General features: G+C 59.9%; 14 protein-coding genes and 1 tRNA gene. 10 read left to right on the top strand and 5 right to left on the bottom strand.

The window, feature by feature from the left end:
- Positions 1-22 precede the first annotated feature (22 nt).
- Positions 23-2311, bottom strand: coding sequence for an Orn/Lys/Arg family decarboxylase (locus AC1DYR_RS09435; RefSeq protein WP_477671662.1), 2289 nt, complete (start codon positions 2309-2311; stop codon positions 23-25).
- 212 nt (positions 2312-2523) lie between these two features.
- Here AC1DYR_RS09435 and AC1DYR_RS09430 point away from each other — a divergent pair, with 212 nt between their 5' ends.
- From AC1DYR_RS09430 to AC1DYR_RS09415, 4 genes are all read left to right on the top strand, one after another.
- Positions 2524-2949, top strand: a complete 426-nt coding sequence (locus AC1DYR_RS09430; protein WP_477704886.1) for an NfeD family protein — start codon at positions 2524-2526, stop codon at positions 2947-2949.
- Between the two features lie 10 nt (positions 2950-2959).
- A complete protein-coding gene (locus AC1DYR_RS09425; protein ID WP_477704885.1) occupies positions 2960-3877 on the top strand; it encodes an SPFH domain-containing protein in 918 nt (305 codons plus the stop codon).
- 42 nt (positions 3878-3919) lie between these two features.
- Entirely contained in the window at positions 3920-4294 is a 375-nt protein-coding gene (locus tag AC1DYR_RS09420; RefSeq protein WP_477671664.1) for a DUF2237 family protein, read from the top strand.
- A gap of 69 nt (positions 4295-4363) precedes the next feature.
- A tRNA-Ser gene (locus AC1DYR_RS09415) sits at positions 4364-4453 on the top strand.
- A 172-nt stretch (positions 4454-4625) separates the two neighbouring features.
- Here the strand turns inward: AC1DYR_RS09415 and AC1DYR_RS09410 are convergent.
- The 4 genes from AC1DYR_RS09410 to AC1DYR_RS09395 form a co-directional block, all read right to left on the bottom strand.
- Positions 4626-5756 (bottom strand): branched-chain amino acid ABC transporter substrate-binding protein, encoded by a 1131-nt coding sequence (locus tag AC1DYR_RS09410; RefSeq protein ID WP_477704884.1) that lies wholly within the window; start codon positions 5754-5756, stop codon positions 4626-4628.
- Between the two features lie 223 nt (positions 5757-5979).
- Positions 5980-6324, bottom strand: a complete 345-nt coding sequence (locus tag AC1DYR_RS09405) for a hypothetical protein (RefSeq protein WP_477704883.1) — start codon at positions 6322-6324, stop codon at positions 5980-5982.
- Positions 6321-6758, bottom strand: coding sequence for a DNA polymerase III subunit chi (locus tag AC1DYR_RS09400; protein ID WP_477704882.1), 438 nt, complete (start codon positions 6756-6758; stop codon positions 6321-6323). Before AC1DYR_RS09400 ends, AC1DYR_RS09405 begins: the two co-directional genes overlap by 4 nt.
- Positions 6755-8314: a leucyl aminopeptidase gene (locus AC1DYR_RS09395; RefSeq protein ID WP_477704881.1), complete on the bottom strand. Its 1560-nt coding sequence runs from the start codon at positions 8312-8314 to the stop codon at positions 6755-6757. The genes AC1DYR_RS09400 and AC1DYR_RS09395 overlap by 4 nt, the downstream gene beginning before the upstream one ends.
- 69 nt (positions 8315-8383) lie before the next feature.
- Here AC1DYR_RS09395 and lptF point away from each other — a divergent pair, with 69 nt between their 5' ends.
- The 6 genes from lptF to AC1DYR_RS09365 all read left to right on the top strand — a co-directional run bounded on the left by lptF (position 8384) and on the right by AC1DYR_RS09365 (position 13755).
- Positions 8384-9508 (top strand): LPS export ABC transporter permease LptF, encoded by a 1125-nt coding sequence (lptF, locus tag AC1DYR_RS09390; protein ID WP_477704880.1) that lies wholly within the window; start codon positions 8384-8386, stop codon positions 9506-9508.
- Entirely contained in the window at positions 9505-10647 is a 1143-nt protein-coding gene (lptG, locus tag AC1DYR_RS09385; protein ID WP_477704879.1) for an LPS export ABC transporter permease LptG, read from the top strand. The genes lptF and lptG overlap by 4 nt, the downstream gene beginning before the upstream one ends.
- 15 nt (positions 10648-10662) lie before the next feature.
- Positions 10663-11040, top strand: a complete 378-nt coding sequence (locus AC1DYR_RS09380; RefSeq protein ID WP_477704878.1) for a sirohydrochlorin chelatase — start codon at positions 10663-10665, stop codon at positions 11038-11040.
- A 102-nt stretch (positions 11041-11142) separates the two neighbouring features.
- Entirely contained in the window at positions 11143-12087 is a 945-nt protein-coding gene (locus tag AC1DYR_RS09375) for a CysB family HTH-type transcriptional regulator (RefSeq protein WP_457282743.1), read from the top strand.
- Positions 12088-12207: 120 nt separating this feature from the next.
- Positions 12208-13383, top strand: coding sequence for a pyridoxal phosphate-dependent aminotransferase (locus tag AC1DYR_RS09370; RefSeq protein ID WP_477704877.1), 1176 nt, complete (start codon positions 12208-12210; stop codon positions 13381-13383).
- A 213-nt stretch (positions 13384-13596) separates the two neighbouring features.
- Positions 13597-13755: a DUF3309 family protein gene (locus AC1DYR_RS09365; protein WP_007856361.1), complete on the top strand. Its 159-nt coding sequence runs from the start codon at positions 13597-13599 to the stop codon at positions 13753-13755.
- Positions 13756-13801 lie beyond the last annotated feature (46 nt).

Raw genomic sequence — 13801 nt, 5'->3', positions numbered from 1 at the left:
GAAAGTACCTGTTTATTCCCGCCTAGCGTTTGACGCAGTCCGCGTAGTAGCGCGTCTTGCCCTTGGCATCCACTTGCTCCACAAGGCCGTGGATGTCTGTTTCAAAGCCTGGGCACTGGGCGTTGAACTCGCGCGAAAACTTCAGGTAGTCCACAATTTTCCGATTGAACACCTCGCCCGGGATCAACAGCGGGATGCCCGGTGGGTAGGGCGTGACCAGGCCCACGGTGATGCGGCCTTCCAGGTGGTCGATTTCGACCCGTTCCGTCGTGCGGTGGGCAATGTGGGCGTAGGCGTCGCTGGGTTTCATGGCGGGGGCCAGGTCGCTCAGGTACACCTCCGTGGTCAGGCGCGCGATGTCGTACTTGGCGTACAGCGTGTGGATGTGCTGGCACAGGTCAGCCAGACCCATGCGCTCGTACTTGGGGTACTTCTGGCAGAACTCGGGCAGGATGCGCCACATCGGCTGGTTCTTGTCGTAGTCGTCCTTGAACTGCTGCAGCGCCGTCAGCAGCGTGTTCCAGCGGCCCTTGGTGATGCCGATGGTGAACATGATGAAGAAGCTGTAGAGGCCGGTCTTCTCGACGATCACGCCGTGTTCGGCCAGGAACTTGGTCACGATGCTGGCCGGGATGCCGGTTTTCGCAAACTTGCCGTTCAGGTCGAGGCCGGGCGTGACGATGGTGGACTTGATCGGGTCCAGCATGTTGAAGCCGGTGGCCATCTGGCCGAATCCGTGCCAGTTGTTGGCGCCGTTTCTGGCCGTCTTGGCGCTGCGGGACTCACCCTTGATGATCCAGTCCTGCGACTCGCCGATGCCCTCTTCGACGAGCTTGTCCGGCCCCCAGACCTTGAACCACCAGTCGGTGCCGTATTCCTCATCGATCTTGCGCATGGCGCGGCGGAAGTCCAGCGCTTCGGCAATGCTTTCCTCAACCAGTGCCGTGCCGCCGGGAGGCTCCATCATGGCCGCGGCCACGTCGCAGCTGGCGATGATGCTGTACTGCGGCGAGGTGGACGTATGCATCAGGTAGGCCTCGTTGAAGAGGTGCCTGTCGAGCTTGGTGTTTTGCGAATCCTGAACCAGCACGTGGCTGGCCTGGCTGATGCCGGCCAGCAGCTTGTGGATGGACTGCGTCGCGTACACCACTGCATTCTTCGGCCGGATGCGGCTCTTGCCCATGGCGTGATAGCTACCGTAGAACGGGTGGAAGGCGGCGTGCGGCAGCCAGGCTTCGTCAAAGTGCAGGTTGTCGATGTAACCGTCCAGCATGCCCTTGATGGTTTCGGTGTTGTAGAGCACGCCGTCGTAGGTGGACTGCGTCAGCGTCAGCACACGCGGCTTGACCTTGCTGCTGTCCACGCCCTTGAGCAGCGGGTTGGCGTCTATCTTGGCGCGGATGGCTTCGGGCTCAAACTCGCTCTGTGGAATCGGGCCGATGATGCCGAAGTGGTTGCGCGTTGGCTTCAGGAACACCGGAATCGCACCCGTCATGATGATGGAATGCAGGATGGATTTGTGGCAGTTGCGGTCAACCACCACCACGTCACCAGGTGCCACTGTGTGGTGCCACACCATCTTGTTGCTGGTGGAGGTGCCGTTGGTCACGAAGAAGCAGTGGTCGGCATTGAAGATGCGTGCGGCATTGCGCTCGCTGGCGCCGATGGCGCCGTCGTGATCCAGCAACTGGCCGAGCTCTTCCACCGCGTTGCAGACGTCGGCGCGCAGCATGTTCTCGCCAAAAAACTGGTGGAACATCTGGCCGACCGGGCTTTTCAGGAAAGCAACGCCGCCCGAATGGCCCGGGCAGTGCCAGGAATAGGAACCGTCTTCGGCATAGTCGAGCAGTGCCTTGAAAAACGGCGGCTGCACGCCTTCCAGGTAGCTTTTGGCCTCGCGCAGGATGTGGCGCGCCACGAACTCAGGCGTGTCCTCAAACATGTGGATGAAGCCGTGCAGTTCACGCAGGATGTCGTTGGGGATGTGGCGCGAGGTCTTGGTTTCACCATAGACGTAAATCGGCACATCCAGGTTCTTGCGGCGCACTTCCTCGATAAAGGTGCGCAGGTTGAGCACGGCCGGGTCGAGGTCGGGGCCTGGTGAAAACTCTTCGTCATCAATCGACAAAATGAAGGCGCTGGCCCGGCTTTGCTGCTGGGCGAACTGCGAGAGGTCGCCGTAACTGGTCACCCCCAGGACTTCGAAGCCCTCGGTTTCAATGGCTTGCGCCAGCGCACGGATGCCCAGACCGGAGGTGTTCTCGGAGCGGAAATCTTCGTCGATGATGACGATGGGAAAGCGGAATTTCATGGCTTGGGCTGGAGTTCATGGTCGCCCTGAACCTGTCGGAGGGCATGGGAAACGCTCAAAGGGCATAGACAGGTTGAGCCCGGGCGGTGAAGGGACGCTATTTCAGGAAGCTTTTTCCAAGCAGCGAAGTGTAAGGACATATTGTTGCGCTACGCTTGTCTTGGGGTCTAATTGCCCCAAAATGTAGCGGATGACCGACAAAAGGAGGAAGCATGAGTGAATCGACTATTTGGTGGCTGCTGGCGGGGGCCGCAGTGGCGGTGGAGCTGGTAACCGGAACTTTTTACCTGTTGATGATCGCGGTAGGCTTGGCAGCCGCTGCAATTGCCGCTCATTTGGGCGCCTCGACGGCCCTGCAACTCGTTGTGGCGGCCGTTGTGGGCTCGGCCACCGTGGGCGTTACCCATTTCATTCGGGGTCGGGGGCCCAAGGCGTTATCGGCAGGAACCAATCCAGACGTCAACATGGATATTGGTGAAACGGTACAGGTCGATGACTGGCAAGCGGACGGCACGGCGCTCGTACGCTATCGTGGCGCGCAATGGGCGGTTGTTCAGGCGATAGATGGCACGCCCTCCGCGGGCGCCCACCGTATTCGGGAAGTTATTGGCAGCAAATTGGTCGTAGAAAAAATCTGAGGGAATCACCATGTCATCTTATGTAGCACTCATTATTCTCATCGTCGCGGTCATCTTCGTCATCCGCGCCGTCAAATTCGTCCCCCAGCAAAATGCCTGGGTCATCGAACGCATGGGTAAATATCACGCAAGCCTGACGCCGGGCCTCAACTTCCTGTTTCCCTTTATTGACCGCGTCGCCTACAAGCACAGTCTGAAGGAAATCCCGCTCGACGTTCCCAGCCAGGTTTGTATTACCCGCGACAACACGCAGCTGCAGGTTGACGGCATCCTGTACTTCCAGGTCACCGACCCGATGCGGGCCAGCTACGGCTCATCCAACTACATCGTAGCCGTCACGCAGCTGGCGCAGACCTCCCTGCGCTCCGTGATCGGCAAACTGGAGCTCGACAAAACTTTTGAAGAGCGCGACATCATCAACGCGCAGGTCGTTGCCGCCATTGACGAAGCCGCCCTGAACTGGGGTGTGAAGGTGCTGCGCTATGAGATCAAGGACTTGACGCCACCCAAGGAAATCCTGCACGCCATGCAGTCGCAAATCACTGCCGAGCGGGAAAAACGCGCGCTGATCGCCGCCTCTGAAGGCCGCCGCCAGGAGCAGATCAATATTGCCACCGGTGAGCGCGAAGCATTCATTGCCCGCTCGGAAGGCGAAAAACTGGCAGCCATCAATAACGCGCAAGGTGAAGCCGCTGCCATCATGGCCGTTGCCGACGCCAACGCAAAAGCCATCGAAATGGTCGCGGCCGCGATCCGCCAGCCCGGCGGCGAACAGGCCGTTCAGCTCAAGGTGGCCGAACAGGCGGTTGACGCCTATTCCAAGGTAGCCAGGGACGCCAAAACCACGCTGGTGGTACCCAGCAACATGACGGAAGTCACCGCCCTCATCAGCTCGGCCATGAAGATGGTGCAGGCCAACAAGGCCTGACCGATTTCAAGCTCGCCACCTCAACGCCTCCCAGACGACACCATGAGCGCAAAAAATGTACTGGGCACGGATTTGGTGCCCTGCTCCTATGACCCGCTGACAGGATACTTTCGCGACGGTTGCTGCAACACGGATGCGTCGGATGCAGGCTCCCATCTGGTGTGCGTTCGCGTCACGCGTGAATTTCTGGCTTTTTCCGCCAGCCGGGGCAACGATCTTTCCACGCCGCAACCCGCGTACCGCTTTGCGGGCCTTCAGCCAAATGACCGCTGGTGCCTGTGCGCCAACCGGTGGCGCGAAGCGCTGGAGGCCGGCTTTGCACCGCCTGTTGTACTGGAGTCGACGCACAGCAAGGCGCTGGAATTCGTCTCCCTGGCCCTGCTGGAAAAGCACCGGTTCCAGGGCGCACTCCACTGAGCCTGTTGCGCGTCGGGTGCAATTCTTGCCTCCGTCTGTTCGCAGCACTGCTATAATCGAAGGCTTCGCGGAAGGGTGGATGAGCGGTTTAAGTCACACGCCTGGAAAGCGTGCGTAGGGTTAAACCTACCGCGGGTTCGAATCCCGCCTCTTCCGCCAAACAGTCTCGTCGCCGTGAGTTTCCACACGGTGGCAAAAACTCCTAAAAGCCCAGCTTGCTGGGCTTTTTTGTGCCTGCTCCGCTTTCGGCACCTCACTTGCAGGTCTTCCTGGGGTTTTAGGGGCAAAAAAAAGCCACCTCTCGGTGGCTTTTTTTGTTTGCGGTGAACGATCAGTTCAGGGCAGACTTCTTGCCGTCTTTGTAAACGTACAGGGTGATAGCGGGGTTCTTCAGTTCGCCATTGGGTTCAAAAGCGATCGTGGTGGTCACGCCCTTGAAGCTGGTTTCAGGCAGCTTGGCGGTGTAGACCTTTGGATCCCAGGAACCGGCACGCTTCATGGCGTCGACCAGAACGAAAGTCGCATCGTAGGTGTATGGGCTGTAAACCTGGAACTGGTTGGGGTACTTGGCGTCGTAACGCTTTTTCCATGCTTCGCCGCCTGGCATTTTGGCCAGCGATGCGCCGCCTTCGGCGCAAACCACGTTACCGATGGTCTTGGCGCCTGCCGTCAGCTTGGCAAGTTCTGCGGTGCAGATGCCGTCGCCGCCAAAGTACTTGACGTTGCCCATGCCGAGTTGTTCCATCTGGCGCAGCATTGGGCCGCCTTGTGGGTCCATGCCGCCGAAGAAGATCGCGTCAGGTGCCTTGGCTTTGATGGCGGTCAGGATGGCCATGAAGTCGGTGGCTTTGTCGGTGGTGAACTGCTCGTCAACCACAGTCATGCCTTTTGCCAGGGCCGTTTTCTTGAACACTTCAGCAACGCCTTGGCCGTAAGCGGTACGGTCGTCAATGATGGCAACTTTCTTCAGCTTGAGGGTGTCGGCAGCATAGAAAGCCAGGCCAGCGCCCAGGGCGTTGTCATTGGCAATGATGCGGAAGGTGGTTTTGTAGCCTGGCTTGGTCAGGTTGGGGTTGGTTGCAGCGCCCGTGACGTGGGGGATGCCGCAATCGTTGTAGACCTTGGAGGCAGGAATGGTGGTTCCGGAATTCAGGTGGCCGACCACGCCGGCGACTTTGGAGTCGCACAGCTTTTGTGCAGCAGCCGTGCCCTGTTTTGGATCAGCGGCGTCATCTTCAGCAACAATTTCAAACTTGACCTTTTTGCCGCCGATGACCACGTTTTGTGCGTTCAGGTCTTCGATGGCCATGCGAACGCCGTTTTCATTGTCTTTGCCGTAATGGGCTTGCGAGCCGGACAGCGGCGCCACGTGACCGATCTTGATCACTGCGTCTTGGGCAGAGGCAAAGCCCGCTACTGCAGCGAGAGCAGCCACTACTGTCAGTTTTAATTTCATTTGCATAAAAAACACTCCGATTAGGAAATTACCGTTAAAGGTTGAGAACAATTTTTTTTACTCAACGGGGCCGAACATAACGCAATTTCCGGGCCCGCACCATAGCAACGTCCCTAGGTTAAATTCCGATAAGGGGGTTTACCCGGGGAGCAGATTGCCTTATGTGAACTTGTGTTTCAAGGGTTGAGCACAGCGAAAAGCGCCTGTGCAAACAGCCGCTTGCACGGGCCTACACGTCCGTGTTTGGCGGTGCTGCTTCGGGCTTCAAAGCCTGGCTCACAGATTGACGGACAACGTCCTCAATTTCTTCGCGCAGACGCGGAACCAGGGTTTGCGTGTGCTCCAGGATAAGCTGCCCTACGACCTCCCGCAAACGCCGCTCAAGGACCAGGTTCACCCGCTGCAGCACGCGTTGCACCATCTGTTCCTGAAGCTCTGCAGAAGCGGTGGGCGGAGGCACAGGCAAACCAGTCCTGGCCGTTTCTGGCGGCGCGGCCGGCATTGGCGCAGGCATGGGCCGCACGACCTCCGTCAGCGTCGGCACGAACCGCGGCGGTGCGGGCGGGCGGTTCATGCACCCTCCCCGGCCGTCGCAAGGTCATGGCGTTTCATGGCATAGCCCCTGTCGGTGTAGTGCTTCCACCGGCTTCGCGCTGCAAGACGGTCATCGTCGGCCTGCGCCACGACTTCGATAAAACGTTCGAAGCGTTCAAATTCGGCGGGGATGCCATGTCCCAGATTGACCAGCACGCCGTAATGCGGGCAGGCCTTGAGCGACTCGGCCAGCACCACCGGCGTTGCCGCCAATGTACTTTCGGGGACGTCCGCACGGCAATGCGGCACAAATTCCGCAGGCGAAAAACTCCAGATCAACTGGTCCAGTTCTGCCAGTACCGCAGCGTCCCCCGTCACCACAACGCTGGCGCCGCTCAGGTAGGCCTTGCGAAGTAACCGGCAGCTGTAGGCCAGCTTGTCCGGCACATTGAAGTGAAAGGCGATTTCGGTCATGCCCGGGTTTTGGATGCGGGTTTGCGCCTGGACGCTGTTTTGGCTTTTTTGCCCGATGCCTGGGCCGAAGTCCCTGCCCTGGCGGGCACCACCTGGTCCAGCAGGTAGTCCAGCAGCAGCGGCACCGGCCTGCCGGTCGCACCTTTGGCGGCTCCGCCTTTCCAGGCCGTACCGGCAATGTCCAGGTGCGCCCATGGGAAGCTGGCCGTAAACCGCTGCAGGAACTTGGCCGCGGTCACCGCACCTGCGGCACGCCCCGCCACGTTGGCGACATCTGCAAAATTGGTCTTGAGTCCTTCCGCATAATCGTCATCCAGCGGCATCCTCCAGCACAGGTCCAGGGACGATTCGCCTGCAGCCGACAAGGCCTCGGCCAAGGTGTCGTCGCTGGAGAAAAGCCCGCTGCGCACGCCACCCAGGGCAATCACGCAGGCACCGGTCAGCGTCGCGATGTCCACCACAGCCCGGGGTTTGAAGCGCTCGGCGTAGGTCAATGCGTCGCAGAGCACCAGCCGCCCTTCTGCGTCGGTGTTCAGGATCTCAATGGTCTGCCCGCTCATGCTGGTCACCACATCGCCGGGCTTGATGGCGCGGCTGCCCGGCATGTTTTCGCAGGCGGGAATCAGGCCTACCACATTGAGCGCCGGCCGCAGCTCCGCCAGCGCCCGGAAGGTGCCCAGAACGCTGGCGGCACCGCACATGTCGAACTTCATCTCATCCATTTCGGCTGCGGGCTTGATGGAGATACCGCCCGTGTCAAAGGTGATGCCTTTGCCAACGAGCATGACGGGCGCCTCAGCCTTGGCCGCCCCCTCATAGCGCAGCACGATAAAGCGCAACGGCTCGGCCGAACCCTGCGCCACGGCCATGAAGGAGCCCATGCCGAGTTTGGCGACCTCTTTGGGCCCCAACACCTCCACCTTGATGCCGCGCAGCTTGCCCAGTTCCCTGGCAGCGCCGGCCAGAAGCGTCGGTGTCGCGTGGTTGGCCGGACGGTTCGCCCACTCCTTGGCAAATTCAATGCCCTTGATCAACGCTGCGCCCTTGTCGAGGCCGGGTTGCGCGATCTTGGCACTTGCGGCGTCATTCACGGCAACCACCACCCGTTGCAACCTGCCGGGGCCGGCTTTTGCGTTCCTGGCGGCTTTGGACTTGGTGGTAGCGTAGGTATAGGTGGCATCACCGCAAGCGACCACGGCCGCGCGCACGGCTTCAGCTCTCAGATGGCCCACGGCACCGAAGCAAATGGTCAGGTGTTGCACGTTCGCAGCCTTCAGGGCGCCCAGGCCGGCACTGACGGCGGTACGAACGTTTTTGGCACTGGCATCCCCGACCCCCGCCAGCACGACCCGCCTGGCAGTGATGCCGGGAGCACGGTACGTACTCAGGAGCTTGCCCGGCTTGGCCTCAAAGTCCCCCGACTTGATCGCCAGCGATGCGAGCACCGAAAGAGGGTCATTGCCGGAGCCCGGATCCTGGGGTACGAGAACCAGCAGCGCGTCGGTTTTTTCGCTGCAAATACGAGTGGGTGTCAGTGTTTTGAGTTCAAAGTCCATAATTCAGGGTCTGGTAAATAAACCAAAGTAAAACAAAAATAAATCGAAGCCAAGGCAGATATTCAGTCAATGTTATTCCAATCCACGATTCGCAAAGAGCTGGCACGCAGTTTTGGGGCCACGCTGGTAGTCCTGGTCACCATCGTGATGACCATTGTTCTGATCCGCACCCTGGGCCAGGCATCGCGCGGTTTCATCAATCCGCAGGACGTCATGCTGTTCATGGCCTACTCGGCGCTGGGACGCCTGCCGACCATCCTCACGCTGTCGCTGTTTATTGCGATGGTCAGTACCTTGTCGCGCATGTACCGCGACAGCGAAATGGTGGTGTGGTTCACCAGCGGTCAGGGCCTGGCGGGTTTTCTGCGGCCGCTTTTCCGTTTTGCGTGGCCTGTCCTGCTGGTCATCACGCTGATGGCCCTTTTTGTCTGGCCCTGGACCAACCAGCAAACCAAAGACATGCAAAGCCGGTATGAGCAGCGCGGCGACCTTGACCGCATTGCCCCTGGCCAGTTCCAGGAATCCTCCAGCGGCAACCGGGTTTTCTTTATCGACCGTGACCTGGCGGGCGAGCGCTCCAGCAACAACGTCTTCATCGCTGCGACCGAAAAGGGCAAGAGTTCCATCACCACGGCCCGCTCGGGCCGCATCGAGGCCAGAGGTGACGCGCAGTTCCTCATGCTCGAAAACGGCCAGCGCCTGGAAAACGTAATCGGGCAATCGGCGCTCAAAATCAGCGACTTCGAAGAGTACGGCACCAAAACCGGCGATAACAATCCGCTGACCGAAAACGCACCGGAAGCCAAACTGCTTTCCACCCGCTCCCTGATCAAGGCGCCGACCCGCGGCAACCTCAGCGAGCTGGCGTGGCGGCTGGGGCTGGCGCTGGCATCCATCAACTTTGTCGTGCTGGCGGTGGCCCTGGCCAGCGTGAACCCGCGCGGTGGCCGCAGCGGCAACATGATCTTTGTGTTGCTGACGTTTGTGGTCTACAACAACCTGGTCAACCTCGGGCAAAGCTGGATTTTTGTGGGCCTCATCAGTTTCAGCAGCTTCCTGCTGGCACTGCATGGCGGCGTCCTGCTGCTGGCCCTGGCCTGGCTATCCAAGCGGCAGTTCAACTGGACGCTGCGGCCCGCCCGGCGCATCAACCGTACACCGCTGGCCGTACGTGACAGTGAAAGCCACGCATGAAAACCATACGCCGCCTGATCTACGGTGAAGTGCTGGCTGCCATCGCCCTGGTGGCACTGGGCTTCCTGGCCCTGTTCTTCTTTTTTGACCTGGTCGATGAACTGCAATACCTCGGCAAGAGCAGCGGCATCAACGCAGCCGATATCTACCAGATCAGGCACGCATTGTTGTATGTAGGCCTGCTGATTCCCAATCATTTGTACGAGCTGCTGCCGATCTCCGTACTGATCGGCACCATCTTTGTGATGGCCCGGCTGGCACAGAGCTCCGAATACACCATCCTGCGCACCAGCGGACTCGGCCCCTGGCGCGCGCTGAAGTTGCTGCTGGTCCTGGGGGCGCTGTTCGTGGTGTTCAGTTTCGCCGTGGGCGACTATGTGGCGCCTGCCAGCGAACGGGCCGCACAGCTGCTCAAGGCGCGCTACCAGAACAAGATCACCATCGGCCAAACCGGTGCCTGGCTGAAGGAAAAGCAGGCCTACAACACCTTTGTGGTCAATGTGAGGGCGCTCACCCCCGACAACGAAATGCAGGGTGTGCAGATTTTCGAGTTCAACAACAAGGGACTGATCGTCTCCACCACACAGGCGCCGCTGGCAGCGTTCACCGCCAGCGATGCCTGGGAATTGAACCAGGCCACGCGTGCAGAGTTTGATGTTCCTGCCGGCGCCAGCAATGCCGCCAAACCCGGGGGCAGCGCCAAGGTCAACCGCACAGTGCTAAAGAACTTTCGCTGGCCCACTGAAATCAGCGCTGAAATGGTGTCGGTGGCGCTGCTCAAGCCTGAGCGCATGGGCACCATTGACCTGTTCAATTACGTCCGTCACCTGGACGCCAATGGGCAGACCGCGCAGCGCTACGAAATAGAGTTCTGGAAAAAAGTCTTTTACCCGCTCAGCTGCCTGGTGATGGTGATTCTGGCGCTGCCTTTTGCCTACCTTCACTTTCGCTCCGGCGGCATCGCCGGTTACGTGTTCGCCGGGGTAATGATCGGGATCAGCTTCTTCCTGCTCAACAACGTGTTCGGCTATATCGGCAACCTGCGAAACTGGCAGCCTTGGCTTGCGGCTGCCACACCAGGCCTGCTTTATATGGCCGTCTCGCTGGGCGCGTTTGGCTGGCTGGTGCTCAGGCGTTAACGGACGCGACCGTTCATGACGTCCCTGGCCCATACGCCGCGCGGCATCATCCTGCTTGCCCATGGCTCGCGCGACCCGCTATGGCGCGACCCCATTGAGGCGGTTGCCGCACAAGTCCGTCTCCGCGAGCCCGGCACCCCTGTCAGTTGCGCCTACCTGGAGCTTTGTCCTCCTTCATTGCCTGAAGCCGCTACAAATTTAATAGCTGTTGGCGCACGCCATATAAGGGTGTTTCCGCTTTTCTTTGGTATAGGCAAGCACGCCCGGGAAGACTTGCCGCTGCTGGTCGAACGCGTCAGGCTGGCGCATCCGGGCGTAGAAGTCGAGCTTCTGCCTGCAGCCGGGGAATACCGCGAATTGACCGCACTTATAGCCAGCATTGCCTTGTCATAACCGTGGAGACGCGGCGCATCGGTACGGCGGTTGGTACGGCAGTTGGGCTCCTCCTTAGCGTAAAACAGGCATAATAAAATCAATAATTAGCCTGAATTCGATATGAACCTTCACCAATTCCGCTTCGTCCAGGAGGCCATCCGGCGCAACCTGAACCTGACAGAGACCGCCAAGGCCCTGCACACCTCGCAGCCCGGCGTATCCAAGGCCATCATCGAGCTTGAGGAGGAACTGGGCGTCGAAATCTTTGCACGGCACGGCAAACGCCTTAAGCGCGTGACGGAACCCGGGGAACACGTCCTCAAAAGCATTGAACTCATCATGCGCGAGGTCGGCAACCTGCGTCGCATTGGCGAGCAGTTTTCTGCCCAGGACAGCGGCACGCTCTCCATTGCCACCACCCACACGCAAGCCCGTTATGTGCTCCCGCAGCCCGTCGCCAAGCTGCGTGAAGCCTTTCCCAAAGTCAATGTCAGCCTGCACCAAGGCTCTCCCGACCAGGTGGCGCGCATGGTGCTTGATGAAGTGGCCGAAATCGGCATTGCGACCGAGTCATTGACGCAGTACGAAGACCTGGTGACCCTGCCCTGTTATGAATGGCAGCACATGCTGGTCATTCCTGTTGACCATCCGCTGGCCAAAAAAGACAACATCACGCTGGAAGACCTGGCGCAAGAACCCCTGATCACTTACCACCCGTCTTTCACCGGCCGTACCAAGATCGACCTGGCGTTTGCCGCCAAGCGCCTGCAGCCGCGCATCGCGCTGGAAGCCATCGACTCCGACGTCATCAAGACTTACGTGCGCCTGGGACTGGGCGTGGGCATCGTCGCGGAAATGGCCATCAAGGAAGACGGCACCAACAGCGACCTGATCGCCATCGCAGCCGGCCCGCTGTTCGGCATCAACGTCGCCCGCGTGGCCTTCAAGCGCAGCGCCTACCTTCGCAATTTCGTCTATAAATTCGCCGAACTGCTCAGCGACAAGCTGGACCGCGCCCTGATCACCAAGGCCATGGCTGGCCGTGTCAATGACTATGAGGTTTGACTCCCCCCCGTGGCGGGCTTCGCCCGCCTCCCCCCTCAAGGGGGCGCCAGCTGCAGCCCGGCGAAGCCGGTTCCGCGCTGACTGCTTGATGAAGAAAAATCACCTTATCTAGCCCTTGCCATGACCATGATCCTCGAACGCACCCCCAAGCTCAAAACCAAGCTGCCCGCTGTCGGCACAACCATCTTCACGGTGATGTCCACGCTGGCCGCTGAAAAAGGCGCCGTCAACCTGGGCCAGGGCTTTCCTGATTTTGAGTGTGACCCGCAGCTGGTCAATGCCGTCACGGACGCAATGACTAAGGGACTGAACCAGTACCCGCCCATGACGGGCGTTCCGGCGCTGCGCGAAGCCATCTCGGCCAAGGTGGCCAACCTTTACGGTCACCGCTACGACGCCAACAGCGAGATCACCATTACCGCGGGCGCCACGCAGGCCATCATCACGGCCATCCTGGCTGTCGTTCACCCCGGCGACGAGGTCATCGTGCTGGAGCCCTGCTACGACAGCTACGTGCCCAACATCGAGCTGGCCGGTGGCGTCGTGGTGCGCGTTCCCCTCACGCCAGGCACCTTCCGGCCCGACTTCGACAAAATTTCCGCAGCGATCACATCCAGGACGCGGGCGATCATCGTCAACTCGCCGCACAACCCGAGCGCCACGGTGTGGACCGAGGCCGACATGCTCACGCTGCAGGACATCCTGGCGCCCACCGACGTTCTGCTGATCAGCGACGAGGTATATGAGCACATGGTGTTCGATGCGGCCCAGGGACGCGTTCATCAAAGCGCGGCGCGTTTTCCGGGCCTTGCCGCGCGTGCGTTCATTGTCAGCAGCTTCGGCAAGACTTACCACGTCACCGGCTGGAAGGTCGGCTACGTGGCCGCACCCGCTGCACTGACCACCGAGTTCCGCAAGGTGCACCAGTTCAACGTCTTCACCGTGAATACACCGGTGCAGTACGGGCTGGCCGCGTACATGGCCGATGCGCAGCCCTACCTGGACCTGCCGGCCTTCTACCAGCGCAAGCGCGACCTCTTTCGCGAAGGGCTGGCAAAAACCCGCTTCAAGTTATTACCCAGCGAAGGCAGCTACTTCCAGTGTGTCGACATCTCCGACGTGAGTGACCTGGACGAAGCCGGGTTCTGCAAGTGGCTGACGACCGAAATCGGCGTGGCGGCCATTCCACTGTCGGCGTTTTACGGCAACGGCTTTGACCAGCGCGTGGTGCGGTTCTGTTTTGCCAAAAAAGACGAAACATTGAACACGGCCCTGCAGCGGCTGGCCAAACTGTAAGCGCCGCAACGCCGCAGACCGCCCGAGAAGGCGCTTGCCTTCCGGGTTGCGGGTGAAATCGCGCGATTGCACCCCAACGCGGCCTCGTTTAGACCGTAAACAGGTTCTAAGCCAGGGCTGTCAGTATTTGCCGACGGCTGGACAGGCGTTCATCCTGCTTGTTTGCGCCCCGCACCGGGAAACAATCACTTCACATAACAAGGAGTGCTTCAAATGTCCCTATCCCTCATTCTGCTGATCGTTCTTATTCTTATCCTCGTCGGCGCATTGCCAACCTGGGGTCACAGCCGCAGCTGGGGCTATGGACCCAGTGGTGGTATCGGCCTGGTGGTGTTGATCCTGGTCATCCTGCTGCTGATGGGACGCATCTAGTCCGCATCTTCCGTTGGTGATTCACCAGGAAAAATGGCCTTGCTAT

The organism is Polaromonas sp. P1_F9, from assembly GCF_056405615.1.
The sequence above is the reverse complement of the archived record's forward strand: the minus strand, read 5'-3'. Positions and strand labels throughout refer to the sequence as shown.